Annotated in this window: 11 protein-coding genes, 2 tRNA genes, 3 rRNA genes and 1 pseudogene; 5 read left to right on the top strand and 12 right to left on the bottom strand. The window is 61.6% G+C overall.

Annotated elements, in window-relative coordinates:
* A pseudogene (locus RM532_RS05710) lies at nucleotides 1-379 on the bottom strand (hypothetical protein); the annotation flags it as partial.
* A gap of 136 nt (nucleotides 380-515) precedes the next feature.
* Between RM532_RS05710 and RM532_RS05705 the strand changes: the two are divergent.
* Nucleotides 516-1,166 (top strand): YqgE/AlgH family protein, encoded by a 651-nt coding sequence (locus RM532_RS05705; RefSeq protein ID WP_311652211.1) that lies wholly within the window; start codon nucleotides 516-518, stop codon nucleotides 1,164-1,166.
* Between the two features lie 79 nt (nucleotides 1,167-1,245).
* Here RM532_RS05705 and rrf read toward each other — a convergent pair.
* The 6 genes from rrf to tyrS form a co-directional block, all read right to left on the bottom strand.
* A 5S ribosomal RNA gene (gene rrf, locus RM532_RS05700) occupies nucleotides 1,246-1,362 on the bottom strand.
* 90 nt (nucleotides 1,363-1,452) lie between these two features.
* A 23S ribosomal RNA gene (locus tag RM532_RS05695) occupies nucleotides 1,453-4,341 on the bottom strand.
* 199 nt (nucleotides 4,342-4,540) lie between these two features.
* Nucleotides 4,541-4,616, bottom strand: a tRNA-Ala gene (locus RM532_RS05690).
* Nucleotides 4,617-4,623: 7 nt separating this feature from the next.
* Nucleotides 4,624-4,700: transfer RNA gene (locus RM532_RS05685), tRNA-Ile, on the bottom strand.
* A gap of 120 nt (nucleotides 4,701-4,820) precedes the next feature.
* Nucleotides 4,821-6,361 (bottom strand): 16S ribosomal RNA (locus tag RM532_RS05680).
* The 16S, 23S and 5S rRNA genes sit together here with 2 tRNA genes alongside, the layout of an rRNA operon.
* Before the next feature lie 281 nt (nucleotides 6,362-6,642).
* A complete protein-coding gene (gene tyrS / locus RM532_RS05675; protein ID WP_311652210.1) occupies nucleotides 6,643-7,854 on the bottom strand; it encodes a tyrosine--tRNA ligase in 1,212 nt (403 codons plus the stop codon).
* Nucleotides 7,855-8,020: 166 nt separating this feature from the next.
* Here tyrS and RM532_RS05670 point away from each other — a divergent pair, with 166 nt between their 5' ends.
* Together RM532_RS05670 and RM532_RS05665 are read left to right on the top strand one after the other, a co-directional pair.
* Nucleotides 8,021-9,523 carry an OapA family protein gene (locus RM532_RS05670; protein WP_311652209.1) on the top strand — a complete coding sequence of 501 codons (1,503 nt, stop codon included), beginning with the start codon at nucleotides 8,021-8,023 and terminating at the stop codon, nucleotides 9,521-9,523.
* Nucleotides 9,524-9,530: 7 nt separating this feature from the next.
* A complete protein-coding gene (locus RM532_RS05665; RefSeq protein ID WP_311652208.1) occupies nucleotides 9,531-10,691 on the top strand; it encodes an anhydro-N-acetylmuramic acid kinase in 1,161 nt (386 codons plus the stop codon).
* Here RM532_RS05665 and erpA read toward each other — a convergent pair.
* From erpA to argC, 4 genes are read right to left on the bottom strand one after another with little or no spacing between them, the layout of a single operon-like run.
* Nucleotides 10,688-11,050 (bottom strand): iron-sulfur cluster insertion protein ErpA, encoded by a 363-nt coding sequence (gene erpA, locus RM532_RS05660; RefSeq protein ID WP_311652207.1) that lies wholly within the window; start codon nucleotides 11,048-11,050, stop codon nucleotides 10,688-10,690. The two genes, RM532_RS05665 and erpA, sit on opposite strands and share 4 nt — an antisense overlap.
* A gap of 32 nt (nucleotides 11,051-11,082) precedes the next feature.
* Nucleotides 11,083-11,592 carry a bactofilin family protein gene (locus tag RM532_RS05655; RefSeq protein WP_311652206.1) on the bottom strand — a complete coding sequence of 170 codons (510 nt, stop codon included), beginning with the start codon at nucleotides 11,590-11,592 and terminating at the stop codon, nucleotides 11,083-11,085.
* 35 nt (nucleotides 11,593-11,627) lie between these two features.
* Entirely contained in the window at nucleotides 11,628-12,383 is a 756-nt protein-coding gene (locus RM532_RS05650) for a DUF6776 family protein (protein ID WP_311652205.1), read from the bottom strand.
* A 19-nt stretch (nucleotides 12,384-12,402) separates the two neighbouring features.
* Nucleotides 12,403-13,455 carry an N-acetyl-gamma-glutamyl-phosphate reductase gene (gene argC / locus RM532_RS05645; RefSeq protein ID WP_311652204.1) on the bottom strand — a complete coding sequence of 351 codons (1,053 nt, stop codon included), beginning with the start codon at nucleotides 13,453-13,455 and terminating at the stop codon, nucleotides 12,403-12,405.
* A 102-nt stretch (nucleotides 13,456-13,557) separates the two neighbouring features.
* Between argC and RM532_RS05640 the strand changes: the two genes are divergently transcribed.
* Together RM532_RS05640 and RM532_RS05635 are read left to right on the top strand one after the other, a co-directional pair.
* Entirely contained in the window at nucleotides 13,558-15,339 is a 1,782-nt protein-coding gene (locus RM532_RS05640) for a chloride channel protein (RefSeq protein WP_311652203.1), read from the top strand.
* Between the two features lie 93 nt (nucleotides 15,340-15,432).
* Complete coding sequence (locus tag RM532_RS05635) at nucleotides 15,433-15,855, top strand: CopD family protein (RefSeq protein ID WP_311652202.1); 423 nt, start codon at nucleotides 15,433-15,435, stop codon at nucleotides 15,853-15,855.
* Between the two features lie 72 nt (nucleotides 15,856-15,927).
* On the opposite strand, the gene bfr is transcribed toward RM532_RS05635, so the two are convergent.
* Nucleotides 15,928-16,425 carry a bacterioferritin gene (bfr, locus tag RM532_RS05630; RefSeq protein WP_311652201.1) on the bottom strand — a complete coding sequence of 166 codons (498 nt, stop codon included), beginning with the start codon at nucleotides 16,423-16,425 and terminating at the stop codon, nucleotides 15,928-15,930.
* Nucleotides 16,426-16,428: the final 3 nt, after the last annotated feature.

Genomic DNA, 16,428 nt, shown 5'->3' with positions numbered 1-16,428 from the left:
CCCCCAGCACTGACTCGTCCATGCAATGATCGAGAATTCCGTGGGTGGTACGGGTGATCTCATCGCGCGTCGGGGCGCTGGAATAGCATTGCTCGATATAGGCCGATTCCAGCGCCGTAATCCGGGCCGCCGCCTTCAGCGGACTGCAGGCCATCGCGAAACGCCAAGCTCCGATGGACGAACCGACCAGCTCGACGGCAGGACCGGGACCCTGCAGCCAGTCCCCGAACAGCCACCGATCCAGACCGCCCAGAATCAGCCATTTGGGCCCGCCGGCTGCGCCGGCCACGGCCCGGACGGCCGCCGGCGTCAGCCCGTGACGTTCGATGTACTGGCGAGCAACGGGGCCAGCGCGAATATCGAGCAGCGCATCATTCACCGTCAGGCCCGCGTAACCGTGTTCGGCCCACGGTGATATCCCGTACCGTCGTATTCATCCGGATATTATGGCTCAATCGACAAGCCGACACCCAACCCCGGGGCTTCGTACCCTTTCTCTCATAAAGAGTCGTTTCATGCTTTTTAACAACGGTTTTCGTGATTTTTGGTACATTATTGCCGTCGTTTTCGTCATCGGTCTCGGCTCAGGACGGGCCGCGGCCGAGCCTCTGGCGCCATCAAGCAGCCTGCAGGGAACGTTTCTTGTGGCCGCGCCCGGATCCCGGGGTCCCTTTCAGGAAACCGCCGTACTTGTTATCGGTCATGATGAAGACGGCGCCGCCGGCGTGGTCGTCAACCGGGAAACCGGCAGGACGTTGGCGGATATCATGGATGATCCATCGACCGACAACGCAGCACGTTACGACATCCTCAGCGGTGGCCCGGTGCGACCACGCGCCCTCAGTTTGCTGCAACGGAACGAGTCGGGCGACGACCTTCCCGGGATGCGGATCGTGACGACGACCATGGCCTACACTATCAATGCGGAAAGCATCGATGCCGTGCTGGCACAATCACCGCCGGCCGACGAGATCCGTTTGTTTGCCGGCTATACCGCGTGGGACGCCGGCCAGCTGGAGCGGGAGATCGCCTCCGGCGCCTGGCTGATCACCACTGCCGAGGCGACGGATGTCTTCGAAACCGCGCCGGACTCCCTCTGGCACAGCCTGATGGAGCGGATTACCGGCCGTACCGGCCCGGCATCACAGGAAGGCCGCGATCTCTGAGTTTCCCCTTCGTGGGTGGCGCAAAACCGTCCAGGCATAAAAAAAGCCCCGCGCTAATGCACGGGGCTTTGTATTAAGAGCCTGGCGGTGACCTACTCTCGCACGGAGATTCCCCCGCACTACCATCGGCGCTGAGCGGTTTCACTTCCGAGTTCGGAATGGGGTCGGGTGGTTCCCACTCGCTATGGCCGCCAGGCAAACCGTCTGCCGACCGAGTCACCGACTCGGCCAGCCAATTCGCAAGATCGCAACGAACACGTTGTCGTTGAAAACGCTTGAGCGTTATATGGTCAAGCCTCACGGGCAATTAGTACCAGTAAGCTGAATGCGTTGCCGCACTTACACATCTGGCCTATCAACGTCCTAGTCTTGGACGACCCTTGAGAGCCCTCGAGGGGCTAGCGAGATCTCATCTTGAGGTGGGCTTCGCGCTTAGATGCTTTCAGCGCTTATCCCTTCCGTACGTAGCTACCCGGCAATGCCACTGGCGTGACAACCGGAACACCAGAGGTACGTCCAACCCGGTCCTCTCGTACTAAGGTCAGATCCTCTCAAATCTCGAACGCCCACGGCAGATAGGGACCGAACTGTCTCACGACGTTCTAAACCCAGCTCGCGTACCACTTTAAATGGCGAACAGCCATACCCTTGGGACCTGCTTCAGCCCCAGGATGTGATGAGCCGACATCGAGGTGCCAAACTCCTCCGTCGATGTGGACTCTTGGGAGGAATCAGCCTGTTATCCCCGGCGTACCTTTTATCCGTTGAGCGATGGCCCTTCCATACAGAACCACCGGATCACTAAGACCAGCTTTCGCTCCTGCTCGACCCGTCGGTCTCGCAGTCAAGCACCCTTTTGCCTTTGCACTCAATGCGCGATTTCCGACCGCGCTGAGGGTACCTTTGCACTCCTCCGTTACTCTTTGGGAGGAGACCGCCCCAGTCAAACTACCCACCATACACTGTCCCTGACGCCGATAAGGCGCCCAGGTTAGAACCTCAAACATTCCAGGGTGGTATTTCAAGGGTGGCTCCACGCCAGCTGGCGCCAACGCTTCAAAGCCTCCCACCTATCCTACACAAGAATGTTCAAAATCCAGTGTAAAGCTGTAGTAAAGGTGCACGGGGTCTTTCCGTCTTGCCGCGGGAACACTGCATCTTCACAGCAATTTCGATTTCACTGAGCCTCGGGTGGAGACAGTGTGGCCATCGTTACGCCATTCGTGCAGGTCGGAACTTACCCGACAAGGAATTTCGCTACCTTAGGACCGTTATAGTTACGGCCGCCGTTTACCGGGGCTTCGATCAAGAGCTTCGCCGAAGCTAACCCCATCACTTAACCTTCCGGCACCGGGCAGGCGTCACACCCTATACATCCTCTTACGAGTTAGCAGAGTGCTGTGTTTTTAGTAAACAGTCGCAGCCACCTGGTCACTGCGGCCCGTCTCAGCTCCGGCCGCGAGGGCCTTCACCTAATGCGGGCGCACCTTCTCCCGAAGTTACGGTGCCATTTTGCCGAGTTCCTTCACCCGAGTTGTCTCATACGCCTTGGGATTCTCACCCCGCCCACCTGTGTCGGTTTGGGGTACGGTCCCACATGACCTGAAGCTTAGAGGTTTTTCCTGGAAGCATGGTATCAATCACTTCGCCTCCTTGGAGGCTCGTCATCACGTCTCAACATTGATCTCCCGGATTTACCTAAGAGACCTGCCTACACGCTTGAACCGGGACAACCATCGCCCGGCTGACCTAACCTTCTCCGTCACCCCATCGCAGTCATGCGAGGTACGGGAATATTAACCCGTTTTCCATCGACTACGCCTTTCGGCCTCGCCTTAGGAACCGACTCACCCTGCGCCGAATAGCGTTGCGCAGGAACCCTTGGGCTTTCGGCGGGCCGGTTTTTCACCGGCCTTATCGTTACTCACGTCAGCATTCGCACTTCCGATACCTCCAGCATGCCTTCCGGCACACCTTCAATGGCTTACGGAACGCTCCTCTACCACGCGTGTAAACACGCGTCCGCAGCTTCGGTGCATGGCTTTAGCCCCGTTACATCTTCCGCGCGAGCCGACTAGACCAGTGAGCTATTACGCTTTCTTTAAAGGATGGCTGCTTCTAAGCCAACCTCCTGGCTGTCTGTGCCTTCTCACATCGTTTCCCACTTAGCCATGACTTGGGGACCTTAGCTGGCGGTCTGGGTTGTTTCCCTCTCCACGACGGAAGTTAGCTCTCGCCGTGTGTCTCCCGTGATTGCACTTACCGGTATTCGGAGTTTGCCTCGGTTTGGTAAAGTCTTGTGACCCCCCTAGCCGAAACAGTGCTCTACCCCCGGTAGTGATACACGAGGCGCTACCTAAATAGCTTTCGAGGAGAACCAGCTATCTCCGGGCTTGATTAGCCTTTCACTCCGACCCACAGCTCATCCGAAACTTTTTCAACAGTTCCCGGTTCGCGCCTCCAGTCGGTGTTACCCGACCTTCACACTGGCCATGGGTAGATCGCCCGGTTTCGGGTCTACTCCCAGCAACTAATTCGCCCTGTTCAGACTCGGTTTCCCTGCGCCTCCCCTATACGGTTAGGCTTGCTACTGAGAAGTAAGTCGCTGACCCATTATACAAAAGGTACGCAGTCACACCCCGAAGGATGCTCCCACTGCTTGTACGCACACGGTTTCAGGTTCTATTTCACTCCCCTCTCCGGGGTTCTTTTCGCCTTTCCCTCACGGTACTGGTTCACTATCGGTCGGCAGAGAGTATTTAGCCTTGGAGGATGGTCCCCCCATGTTCAGACAGGGTTTCACGTGCCCCGCCCTACTCGATTTCACCTGATATGCTTTTTTGTGTACGGGGCTTTCACCCACTATGGCCAGACTTTCCAGACTGTTCCACTAAAACAAACCAGGCTTAAGGGCTGGTCCCCGTTCGCTCGCCGCTACTAAGGGAATCTCGGTTGATTTCTTTTCCTCCGGGTACTTAGATGTTTCAGTTCCCCGGGTTAGCCTCCATGGCCTATGTATTCAGCCATGGATACCGCTAATGCGGTGGGTTTCCCCATTCGGAAATCTCCGGATCAAAGGTTGTTTGCCACCTCCCCGAAGCTTATCGCAGGCTACTACGTCCTTCATCGCCTTCTGCCGCCTAGGCATCCACCATGTGCGCTTTGTTGCTTGACCATATAACCTCAAGCGCTCTCAATGACTGAGAGTGCCGGTCATACGACCACTCAACGCAATCAACATACTAGACAACTACTGTAATCTACAGTGTTCGTTTGCGATCTTACGAATTGTTAAAGAGCAGTGACATCGTTATTCGAAGTCACAAAAAGCGGCTCGAGGTACAAGCCGCTTTTTGTGATTTCGTCCCGCTGACTGGTGGAGCCAGGCGGGATCGAACCGCCGACCCCCTGCTTGCAAAGCAGGTGCTCTCCCAGCTGAGCTATGGCCCCGTATATATGGTGGGCCTGGGAAGACTTGAACTTCCGACCTCACCCTTATCAGGGGTGCGCTCTGACCAACTGAGCTACAGGCCCGCGGGTCAGAGAAAAGAATCAAAACGAGCGCGAGGCGCTACGGTTCCAGCTCTTTTCTCTCACGATTCTGAACAAGTGACTTGTGTGGGCACTCCACCGGCGTTGGCGAAGCATTCTCTTAAAGGAGGTGATCCAGCCGCAGGTTCCCCTACGGCTACCTTGTTACGACTTCACCCCAGTCATCGACCACACCGTAGAGACCGTCCTCCCGAAGGTTAGACTAGCCTCTTCTGGTGCAGCCGACTTCCATGGTGTGACGGGCGGTGTGTACAAGGCCCGGGAACGTATTCACCGCAGCAATGCTGATCTGCGATTACTAGCGATTCCGACTTCATGCAGTCGAGTTGCAGACTGCAATCCGGACTACGACAAGCTTTATGGGATTAGCTGAACCTCGCGGTCTCGCAACCCTTTGTACTTGCCATTGTAGCACGTGTGTAGCCCTGCCCATAAGGGCCATGATGACTTGACGTCATCCCCACCTTCCTCCGGTTTGTCACCGGCAGTCTCCTTAGAGTGCCCAACTGAATGCTGGCAACTAAGGATAGGGGTTGCGCTCGTTGCGGGACTTAACCCAACATCTCACGACACGAGCTGACGACAGCCATGCAGCACCTGTCATTCGGTTCCCGAAGGCACACTCGCATCTCTGCAAGCTTCCGAAGATGTCAAGGGCAGGTAAGGTTCTTCGCGTTGCATCGAATTAAACCACATGCTCCACCGCTTGTGCGGGCCCCCGTCAATTCCTTTGAGTTTCAACCTTGCGGCCGTACTCCCCAGGCGGAGAACTTAACGCGTTAGCTTCGACACTGACCGGTTAGACCGACCAACGTCTAGTTCTCATCGTTTACGGCGTGGACTACCAGGGTATCTAATCCTGTTTGCTCCCCACGCTTTCGTACCTCAGCGTCAGTGTAGGCCCAGAAGACTGCCTTCGCCATTGGTGTTCCTCCACATATCTACGCATTTCACCGCTACACGTGGAATTCCATCTTCCTCTACCACACTCTAGTCACGCAGTTTCGAATGCAATTCCCAGGTTGAGCCCGGGGCTTTCACATCCGACACACGTAACCGCCTGCGCACGCTTTACGCCCAGTAATTCCGATTAACGCTTGCACCTTCCGTATTACCGCGGCTGCTGGCACGGAATTAGCCGGTGCTTATTCGACAGGTACCGTCAAGGGCACGGGTATTAACCGAGCCTTTTTCTTCCCTGTTTAAAGTGCTTTACAACCCTAGGGCCTTCTTCACACACGCGGCATGGCTGGATCAGGCTTTCGCCCATTGTCCAAGATTCCCCACTGCTGCCTCCCGTAGGAGTCCGGGCCGTGTCTCAGTCCCGGTGTGGCTGATCATCCTCTCAGACCAGCTACTGATCGTCGCCTTGGTAGGCCGTTACCCTACCAACAAGCTAATCAGACGTAGGCTCATCCATCGGCGCGAAGCCCCGAAGGGTCCTCCGCTTTGCCCCGTAAGGATTATGCGGTATTAGCTCGAGTTTCCCCGAGTTATCCCCCACCGTTGGGCAGATTCCTACGTATTACTCACCCGTCCGCCGCTCGACGCCTGGGAGCAAGCTCCCATCGTTTCCGCTCGACTTGCATGTGTTAGGCCTGCCGCCAGCGTTCAATCTGAGCCAGGATCAAACTCTCCAGTTTATAACTTCAAACTGGTGCACGAATACTGACCCAAAAGTCAGGTTCGTGCTTGAGCGACCCAAGCGATATTCGCTTAGGATGCTCTTTGGGTCGTTGGCTTTCGCCGCGACCGGTGGAGCACCCACACAAGCCACTTGTCCATGTTTTTAAAGAGCGTTTGCGGCGGCTGTCCGCTGCAAGGAGGGCGTATTATAGGGGCCGTAACTCGAGTGTCAACAACTTTCTGAAATTCTTTTCCGCAGGCCCGCCCGTCGTCCGTCCGAAGCCCTTATGCGGGCTGACTACCCGGTGTTCTCAAGCCGCACACGAGCCACCCGCCGCTTGCCCACCCGCAGGATGTGCACAGCCCCGGAAGTCAGAACGGCGCCCGGATCCTCGACTCGCTGGTCATCCACGCGCACCGCCCCCTGTTTGATCAGCCGGATTCCCTCGCCGTTACTCGCGGTCAGACCGGCTGCCTTGAGCACCGCGGCCAGCTGCATCCCGGAAACCGGGATCGCTATCGGTATCTCGGGCAGGTCCTCCGGCAAGCCGCCGTGGCTGAACCGCTCGACGAATTCGGCCTGCGCCCGCTCGGCTGCAGCTGCTCCGTGGAAGCGGGCGACCAGCTCGCGGGCAAGCCGGAACTTGATGTCCCTCGGGTTGGCACCCTGCCCGATCTCGTCGCGATAGCCGCGAACGGTCTCAAGGGGCTCGAAGGACAATAGCTCGAAGTAACGCCACATGAGGTCATCGGATATCGACATCAGCTTGCCGAACTGTTCCGCCGGCGGCTCCTCGATGCCGACGTAGTTGTCGAGTGACTTCGACATCTTGTTGACGCCGTCCAGCCCCTCGAGCAGTGGCATGGTCAGCACCGCCTGCGGCGTCTGCCCGTAGGCCTGCTGGATCTGCCGCCCGACCAGCAGGTTGAACTTCTGGTCGGTGCCCCCGAGTTCCACATCCGCCTCCAGTGCCACCGAATCATAGCCCTGGATCAGGGGGTACAGGAATTCATGGATGGCAATAGCCTGGCCGCCTTTGTAGCGTTTGTGGAAGTCGTCGCGCTCGAGCATCCGTGCCACGGTATGGCTGGCTGCCAGGCGAACGAGTTCCGCCGGCGTGAGCGGATTGATCCAGGTGGAGTTGAACACGACCCGGGTTCTGGCCGGATCCAACACCTTATATATCTGTTGCTCGTACGTGCGCGCGTTGGCGGAAACTTCTTCCGCCGTGAGTGGTCTTCTGGTTGCGCTCTTGCCGGTCGGGTCACCGATCATGCCGGTGAAGTCGCCTATCAGGAAAATGACGTCGTGGCCGAAGTCCTGAAAGGCACGCATCTTGTTTAGTAGAACAGTGTGCCCGAGATGCAGATCGGGAGCGGTCGGGTCGAAGCCCGCCTTCACGCGCAGGGGACGATTCTGGGACACTGCGGCCTGCAACCGCTCGGCGAAGTCCGGCTCGGGGATGATCTCGTCCGCACCGCGGCGGATTTCGGCGAGCTGGTCAGACATAAATGAATTGAAACCTCGTCACTGGGCCGCTGGCCGGTCCCGCGGCTTTTGATATTTTACACGTATTTGGCTTGCTAAACGCCCGGTTTTATGGTTGTTTAAGCTCCGAGGGTTGGCCATCGCAACCGCCGGACAACCACGGAACCGGGTTTGGGGAACGGGATCCATGAATCGAATCGGGCAGGATTATATCGGCGTCAGACAACCAGTGCGCCGGACAACGCCGTGGCACTGGCTGGGTATAAGCCTGACAGTTGCAGCGGTCGCGACCGCCATTGCGCTGATTGCGCCCAGTTCCGTTGCCACCGATTCCAAGGCCAATGGCGATTCCTCCTCGACCCGCGACACAGTGATCATCGACGCGCCGGTGATGGCGAATGCGCCGGTCGCCAGTGCCCCGGCCTCGGCGGAACCGGTGCGGGTGGCCCTCGCCATGCCGGAAGCAACACCCGAACCGCTCGACGCGTCTCCGGCGATGGCGATGCCCGCGCCGGCCGGCTCGGTGTTCGATACCGAAATCTTCGCCCCCGCCAATCTGGAACCGGCCCCGGCGATGCCTCGCTGGTCCTCGATCGAAATCCAGCGTGGTGACACGTTGTCGCTGGCTTTCCAGCGCCATGACCTGTCCTACGGCGACTCGCTGGCAATCGCCAACCTCGACGAATTCGGACGCCACTTCACCCGTGGCCTCAAGGCCGGCGACACTCTGCGAGTACAGGCTGACCCGAAAGGCGTGGTACATGCCGTGGATTACCCACTGGACAAGATCCGCACGCTGGAGGTACGTCGGGCCGAGAGTGGCTTCGATGCCCGGATCGACACGGCCGATGTGGAACGCCGCGAGGCCTACGCCGTGGGCAGCATCGACACCAGCTTCTATGTCGACGCCCTGGAAGCGGGACTGTCCGATCAGCTGATCATGAAACTGGCCCATATCTTCGGGTGGGATATCGACTTCGTCCTCGACATCCGGCAGGGCGACCGCTTCACCGTGATCTACGAGGAGCTTTTCCGGGACGGCGAGAAGATCGGCACCGGGGCGATCCTGGCCGCGGAGTTCAACAACCGTGGGCGCCAATTGAAGGCACTGCGATTCACCGCCGCCGATGGCGAAAGCGACTACTACGCCCCCGACGGCAAGGCAATGCGCAAGGCCTTCATCCGGACGCCGCTCAACCAGTTCCGCATCAGTTCGCATTTCAGCACCGGCCGCAAGCACCCGATCCTGCACAAGATTCGCGCGCACCATGGCACCGATTATGCCGCCCCCACCGGCACGCCGGTGCGGGCCACCGGCAACGGACGCATCGCGTTTCGCGGCACCAAGGGCGGCTACGGCAACACCATCATCGTCAAGCACAGCAATCAGTACACAACCCGCTACGCGCACCTGTCCCGGTTCGCGTCCGGCGTGGGGATCGGCAGCCGCGTGCGGCAGGGTCAGACCATCGGTTATGTCGGCATGAGCGGTCTTGCCACGGGCCCCCACCTGCATTACGAATTCCGGGTATACGGCACGCCCAAGGATCCCATGCGGGTGGCGCTGCCAACCGCCGAGCCGTTGCCGGAGAAACACATGGACGCGTTCAAGAAGCACGCCGAGCCGCTCGTGGCGCAACTCGATTCGCTGGGTCAGGTGCAGGTCGCCGACAACCGCGACGGCGACTGACCCGCCAGTGGCCGGTTATTACGTCGGGGTCATCTCCGGCACCAGCCTCGATGCCGCCGACATTGTTCTGCTCCACGCCACCGGTGATGATCATCGGCCCAAGCTGGCGGCGACACATAGCCAGCCACCGCCCGCCGCCCTGAGACAGCGGTTGCTGGAGATCACCCAGACTCGACCACCGATCGATATCCGGGAACTCGGCCAGCTCGACCGGCAGGTGGCCGACTGGATGGCCGACGGCGTCCTCGCGTTGCTGGCCGAGACCGGCATCGCGCCCGGGCGCATCCGCGCCACCGGCAGCCACGGCCAGACGCTCTACCACGATCCGCAACCCCCGCACCCCTTCACGTTGCAGATCGGCGATCCCAGTCGCCTAGCCGCTCGGACCGGCATTACCACGGTGGCCGATTTCCGCCGTGCCGACATGGCCGCTGGCGGCCAGGGAGCACCCATGGCCTGCGGATTCCACCAGGCAATGCTTGCCTGCCCGGATCGGCAGCGCGCGGTGATCAACATTGGCGGCATCGCCAATCTCACCTGCCTCCCGGCCGGCGCTACCCCCGAGGATTCCCGGCTGACGGGCTTCGATACCGGCCCCGGCAACGCGCTGATGGATGCCTGGATCGCCCGGCACCAGAACCGGGATCAGGACACCAACGGTGAATGGGCGGAGACCGGCCGGGTTCACAACGGCCTGCTCTCAGCCCTGCAGGCCGATCCGTATATCCAGGCTACGGCGCCCAAGAGCACCGGCCGGGAATATTTTCATCTGGGCTGGCTTGATCGCCGGCTGGCCGAGGTGCCGGCGATAGCGCCGGCGGATGTTCAGCGAACGCTGCTGGAATTCACCGCCCGCAGCATCAGCAATGCCGTAGCGGCCTGCCCAGGGCATACCGACGAGGTGCTGCTATGCGGTGGTGGCGCCCACAACGGTCGACTTCGGGAACGTCTGAGCGCACTGCTGACGCCAGCTCACGTCATGCTAACGGATGACGCCGGCGTACCGGCGGACTGGATGGAGGCCGCGGCTTTCGCCTGGCTTGCCATGCGTACGCTAGCCGGGTTGCCGGGCAATGTACCATCTGTAACCGGGGCCAGTCGGGCAGTGGTGCTCGGCGGGATTTATGCGCCGGACGGGCTCGCCAACCGCCAATTATCAGCAGACTAGACGGCGAACGAGTTACCGCAGCCGCAGGTCGTGGTGGCGTTGGGGTTGCGGATCACAAACTGCGCGCCTTCGACCCCGTCGGTGAAGTCGATCTCGGCACCGCCAAGGTAGAGCACACTCATCGGGTCCACCAGCAGGGTGACGCCGCTCTTCTCGATCACGGTGTCACCGTCCTCGACATTCTCGTCGAAGGTAAAGCCGTACTGAAACCCGGAGCAGCCGCCTCCGGAGACGAAAACCCGGAGCTTCAGGGCCGGATTGTCTTCGTCATCCAGCAGTTCACGGACCTTGCCGGCGGCGGCATCGGTGAACACCATCGCCGACTCGGCTTGTACATCTTGTTCGAGGGTTTCGCTCATAGCACCCCTATCGTACCTGACTGGGCCACATCCTACAGGCTGGTCTTCTTTTCCCGGGCGGCGTCGAACAACGTGCCAGCCGCGCGGCTGTGCTCTTCCGTATCCGACGCGTCCTCGCTGCCACGGTCCGGCAACGGCGCCACCTTGTCTTCGGTCGCGCCCTCGTGGACCATCTGGCCGTTGACCATGGCGCCGCTGGTCATCTCGATCAGCCGGTAGTAGACGTTGCCGGTGACCTTGGCCTTGGCCGAGAGCGTGATCCGCTGGTCGGCGTGCACATCGCCCTCGATCGACCCGTTGAGGACAATATGGGGCACACGAACGTCGCCTTCAATGGCCCCGCTCTCGCTCACGCTCAGCACGGCGTTCTTGTCCGACTCCGCCATCACCTTGCCCTTGACCCTGCCATCCACATGCAGGCCGCCGGTAAAGGCCACGTCGCCGGTGATCACGGTCTGACGACCGATCAGCGTGTCCACGGTGTTGGTTGCCTTGGGCGACCGTGCCGGCACTTCATCGCGATCCTTGTCATTTCCCCACATGGTTAGCCTACCTCCTCGCAATATTGGACCGGGCGTCAGTCATCCGGCTTGAACACCTCGCGCCAGCGGAACGACCCGGTGACGGGCTCCGCGCCCGGCTCCGTGGTCACTATCACCTCGACCAGCGTGGGCTCGAAATCGGGTGGCAGGCGGAATGTGTCGGCCAGCTCCTGAAAGTACTTGAAAGAGAACACGAGTTCGTCGGCCGAATCAAGCACAAGTTCGGGCCAGGCCAGACTGACGGACTCGCCATTCTGCAGCCCCTCCAGTCGGAGCTTGACCTGTCCGCTGACCGGAGACTCATGCTCGACCGCCTGAATCAGCACCAATTGGAACTGGTACAGACCGGCCTCGCTGGCCGGATGTACCTGCAATTCCTGCAGACGCAGGCCAGCCTCGGTCTCGGACGGCGACACAATACCCCGGTAGAACGCCAGCTCCTTCTTGAGCGTCGCCACCTGGGCCTGGACGTCATCAAGCGAGGTCTGCAACGCACTGATGGCCTGCTGATCGACATCGGCGCCCCGCTCGAGCATGACGTTGCGCTCCGACAGCTTGCGGTTCTCGGCTTCCAGACGCCGTTTTTCCGCCAGTAGCAGCTTGCGGTCGCTTTCGATCTTCTGCTGGCTGGCCACTTGTCGTTCGATGGCCGTCGGCGCCTGCAGCCGGCCCAACCAGTAAATACCCCAGCCGCTGACCAGCAGGGTGGCAACCGCCACCACCACCATCAGGCGCCGGCGGCGCGCCTGCGCCGCGGTCCGGATGATCAGTCGGTGGCTGCCGTCGCTCATGATGCGGGCGCGGCTGGCATCACGGCACCAGCGCCGGTGACATCAGCCCTGCGGTTTCCTCAAAACCGGCCATCAGATTCAGACACTGCACCGCCTGCCCCGCGGCGCCCTTGACTAGGTTGTCGATCACCGACAGCACCACCACCACGTCGCCGTCGCCCGGCCGGTGAACGGCCAGGCGGCAGATATTCGACCCCCGCACGGTCCGCGTTTCCGGCGTCGCACCCGGGGGCATCACGTCCACGAACGGCTCGTTGGCGTAACGTTGTTCGAACAGCGCCTGCAGGTCGATGTCGCGCTCTGCCACATCCAGATAACAGGTGGCGTGGATGCCCCGCACCATCGGCACCAGATGCGGTATGAACGTCAGACCCACCTCGCCGCCCGACACGGCGCCGAGCACCTGCCGGATCTCCGGCAGGTGGCGGTGCCCGGCCACCCCGTAGGCCTTGAACGATTCGGCCATTTCGCCGAACAGGAATGGGGTCTTGAGCGTACGGCCGGCACCGGATACCCCGGTCTTGGCATCGGCCACCAGTCGCGCAGGATCGGCCAGACCGGCCTCGATCAGCGGCAGCATGGCCAGAATAATGCTGGTGGGGTAGCAACCGGGACAGGCCACCAGCTGCGCCTCGCGCAGGCTCTCACGGTGGCGTTCTGGCAGACCGTAGACGGCGGTCTCGATCAGATCCGGGCAGGCGTGGGGCTCGCCGTACCACTGCGCCCAGAGGTCCGGATCACGCAGCCGGAAATCGGCGGACAGATCAATCACCCGCTGGCCTGCGGCCCGCAGCTCGGGCACCAGATGCATGGCCGCCGCGTGCGGCGTGGCGAAGAACACCACCTCGCAATCTACCAGCGCCGCGGCATCCGGTTGGCGGAAAACCAGATCGGTCAGCCCGCGCAGATGTGGATAGGCTTCAGCCAGCGGACGACCAGCTTCGGCCCGGGACGTGACAGTCGTCACATCCACCCCGGGATGGGGCAGCAACAGGCGCAGAAGCTCGCTGCCGGTGTAGCCGGTTCCACCGACAATGCCGACCTGCAATCTGTGCTGTCCTGACACGCTCATGTTTACCACCGCATAATACGAGGTCGCGATTATAAAGGTCCGGCCGCCCCCGGGGGCATAACAGCGCCGCGGCAGTCGGCCGGCCGCCACCACGAGACCCGGATGACTCGTCCCACCCGTGCCTGGCATCCCGATCAGATCCGCGAGCGACTGCGGCGGCAACTGGCGGATGTGGAATACACGCCCGGGCTGGGCCTGCTCTGCGTGCTGGGGGCGGTGACCGGCACGCTCTGCGGATTGCTGATCCTGGGCCTGCACACCGTGATCGACTGGTGGCGCGGCCCCGGCGCCCTGCTTCTGGGTCTTGATGGTACCCGGCTGCACGAAGCCAGCGCGCCAATCCGTCTGCTTGTGCCGCTGGCCGGGGCGCTCATAATCGGCGCCCTGATTACCGCGCTGCTCAAACCGCCGCGGCAGACTGGGATTGCCAGCGTGATCGAACGGCTGGTCTATCACCAGGGCTACCTGCCGATCCGCACGGCGGCGGTGGAGTTCTTCACCGCGGCGCTGGCAGCGGCCTCGGGGCAGTCGGTGGGCCGCGAGGGCGTGGCCGCCCACGTGGGGGCCGCCTCGGGAAGCTGGCTCGGCGGCCGGCTGCAGCTGCCCAACAACAGCGTGCGCACCCTGGTGGGCTGTGGCGCCGCGGCGGGCATCGCCGCCTCGTTCAACACACCGCTGGCGGCGGTCATGTTCACCATGGAAGTGGTGATGATGGAATACACCATCGCCAGCTTCGCCCCGATCATCATCGCCGCGGTGGCGGGCGCGCTGACCACCTATAACCTCACCGGGATCCACCCGGAGTTGTTCGCGGCCGAACCCGGCCTGCACGGCATGACCGAGCTTCCCTACATCGTCTTCGTCGGCGCGCTCATGGGCCTGGCGGCGGCCGCGCTGACCCGGGCCACGGGCTGGCTGACGGATGGCTTCAGCCGCATGCCGGTGATGGTCCGCATGGGTCTGGCCGGGCTGGCAGCCGGCCTGTTGGCCTTGCCGTATCCACAAACGCTGGCGCCGGGTTTCGACACCATCAACCTGGCCCTGGCCAGCGAACTCGGCCTGGGACTGGCGCTGGGACTGGGTCTCGCCAAGCTGGCGACCGCGGCGATGGCGACCGCCGCCGCGATCCCCGGCGGCGTCATCCTGCCCGCCTTCGTGATTGGCGCGGCGTTGGGCAGCGCCCTTGGCGCGGCTGGCGGTATGCTGGCACCGTCCCACGCCAGCGACCCGGGCTTCTACGCGCTGATCGGCATGGGCGCGATGATCGGCGCGCTGCTGCATGCGCCGCTTACCGCCATGGTGACTCTGCTGGAACTGTCCGACCGCACCGAGTTGCTACTGCCGGGGATGCTGGCCCTGATTCCCGCGCTGGTAATATCCCGGCGCTTCACCGGCGGCGACTCCATCTTCCAGATGCTGCTGCACCGACGCGGCCTGGATTACCGCAACGACCCGGTATCCCAGTACCTGCGCCGGGCGAGTGTGACCGCGACCATGAACCGCAGCCTCGCCGTCATCGACGACCCGATCGACCCCGACGGTCTCCGGCAGCGGCTGGTCAAACGCCCCGTGGAATGGCTGCTGCTGCGCCGGCCAGAGGCCCGCGTCACCCTGCTCCGCTCCGCCGCCCTGATGCGCTATCTGTCAGCCGCGGAGGAGGACGAGGACGTGGGCCTGCCCGAAGCCGTCGCCGTGCGCGATATCCCGGGCAAACGCCTGGATGCGGTGGCCATCGATATTCGCGCCACGCTTCAGGAAGCCCACGATCAGCTGCAACGCACCGAGGCCGATGCGCTCTACGTGATCCGCCGTCAGGCCGGCGAGGGCAGCCCGGTCTTCGGGGTGCTGTTACCCGAGGATATCGAGCGGGCCTATCACCCCTGAACGCGCCGTGCGCCCGGCCACATTGCTCTACAATGCCGCGCCCGGACGTCCCTGTCCGCGAAAACAGCCCGTCTACGCTCAAGGAGATAATCAATGCTCTGGATACAGGCATTCCACGTCATTTTCATGGTCACCTGGTTCGCCGGGCTGTTTTATCTTCCGCGCCTGTTCGTCTATCACGCGGATGCCACCGACGCGATCAGCATGGACCGGTTCTGCGTCATGGAACGTCGGCTGTCGATCCTGATGAGCATTGGCGCCGCCCTGACCATCGCGTCCGGGCTGTGGCTGCTCTGGAATCTCGGCCTGTCCTGGCTGTCGGGCAACGGCTGGATGCACGCCAAGCTGCTGCTGGTGGTCGGCCTGGTGGGCTACCACGGCTGGGGCCAGGTTCAGGTCAAGCGCTTTCGCGAACAGCGGGCCACCGGCAGCGCCCGCTACTACCGGCTGATGAACGAGGTGCCGGGCGTGTTCCTGATCGCGATCGTGGTGCTGGCGGTGGTCAAGCCATTCTGACCTGGCATCGATCGGTGCCATGAAAAAGGCCCGCCGAAGCGGGCCTTTTCATCATCGTGAGCGCGTTTCGGCTCAACCCTTGCCGGCACCCTCCTGGTTCGGATTGCCGGTCTGACTCTGCAGGTAGTTCTGCAGGCCCATGCTTTCCACCAGCCCGAGTTGCGTCTCGAGGAAGTCGATATGCTCTTCCTCGTCGGCCAGCACCTCGGCAAACAGCGCGCGGGTGGTGTAGTCCGCGATCTTTTCGCAGTATCCAATGGCTTCCGAATAAAAGGCGTGGGCTTCATGCTCGGCATCGAGATCGCACTTAAGCATTTCCGGCACGTTCTCGCCGATGCGCAGCTTGCCCAGGTCCTGCAGATTGGGCAGGCCCTCGAGGAACAGGATGCGCTCGATGAAGCGATCCGCGTGCTGCATTTCCTCGATGGATTCCTGGTACTCCTTGGCGCCGAGCTCGTAGAAGCCCATGTCCTTGTACATGCGCGCATGCAGGAAGTACTGGTTGATGGCGGTGAGCTCGAGCTTGAGCCCCTGATTGAGGTACTCGAGTACCTTGGCGTCACCTTTCATGCG

Origin of the sequence: Spectribacter hydrogenoxidans (genome assembly GCF_031846275.1) — a bacterium.
Classification (GTDB): Bacteria; Pseudomonadota; Gammaproteobacteria; order Nevskiales; family Salinisphaeraceae; genus Spectribacter; species Spectribacter hydrogenoxidans.
The sequence above is the reverse complement of the archived record's forward strand: the minus strand, read 5'-3'. Positions and strand labels throughout refer to the sequence as shown.

Coding starts and splice junctions, on each gene's coding strand:
- RM532_RS05705 (WP_311652211.1), top strand. CDS start 516: ATGCTTTTTAACAACGGTTTTCGTGATTTTTGGTACATTATTGCCGTC.
- tyrS (WP_311652210.1), bottom strand. CDS start 7,854: ATGTCTGACCAGCTCGCCGAAATCCGCCGCGGTGCGGACGAGATCATC.
- RM532_RS05670 (WP_311652209.1), top strand. CDS start 8,021: ATGAATCGAATCGGGCAGGATTATATCGGCGTCAGACAACCAGTGCGC.
- erpA (WP_311652207.1), bottom strand. CDS start 11,050: ATGAGCGAAACCCTCGAACAAGATGTACAAGCCGAGTCGGCGATGGTG.
- RM532_RS05655 (WP_311652206.1), bottom strand. CDS start 11,592: ATGTGGGGAAATGACAAGGATCGCGATGAAGTGCCGGCACGGTCGCCC.
- RM532_RS05650 (WP_311652205.1), bottom strand. CDS start 12,383: ATGAGCGACGGCAGCCACCGACTGATCATCCGGACCGCGGCGCAGGCG.
- argC (WP_311652204.1), bottom strand. CDS start 13,455: ATGAGCGTGTCAGGACAGCACAGATTGCAGGTCGGCATTGTCGGTGGA.
- RM532_RS05640 (WP_311652203.1), top strand. CDS start 13,558: ATGACTCGTCCCACCCGTGCCTGGCATCCCGATCAGATCCGCGAGCGA.
- RM532_RS05635 (WP_311652202.1), top strand. CDS start 15,433: ATGCTCTGGATACAGGCATTCCACGTCATTTTCATGGTCACCTGGTTC.
- bfr (WP_311652201.1), bottom strand. CDS start 16,425: ATGAAAGGTGACGCCAAGGTACTCGAGTACCTCAATCAGGGGCTCAAG.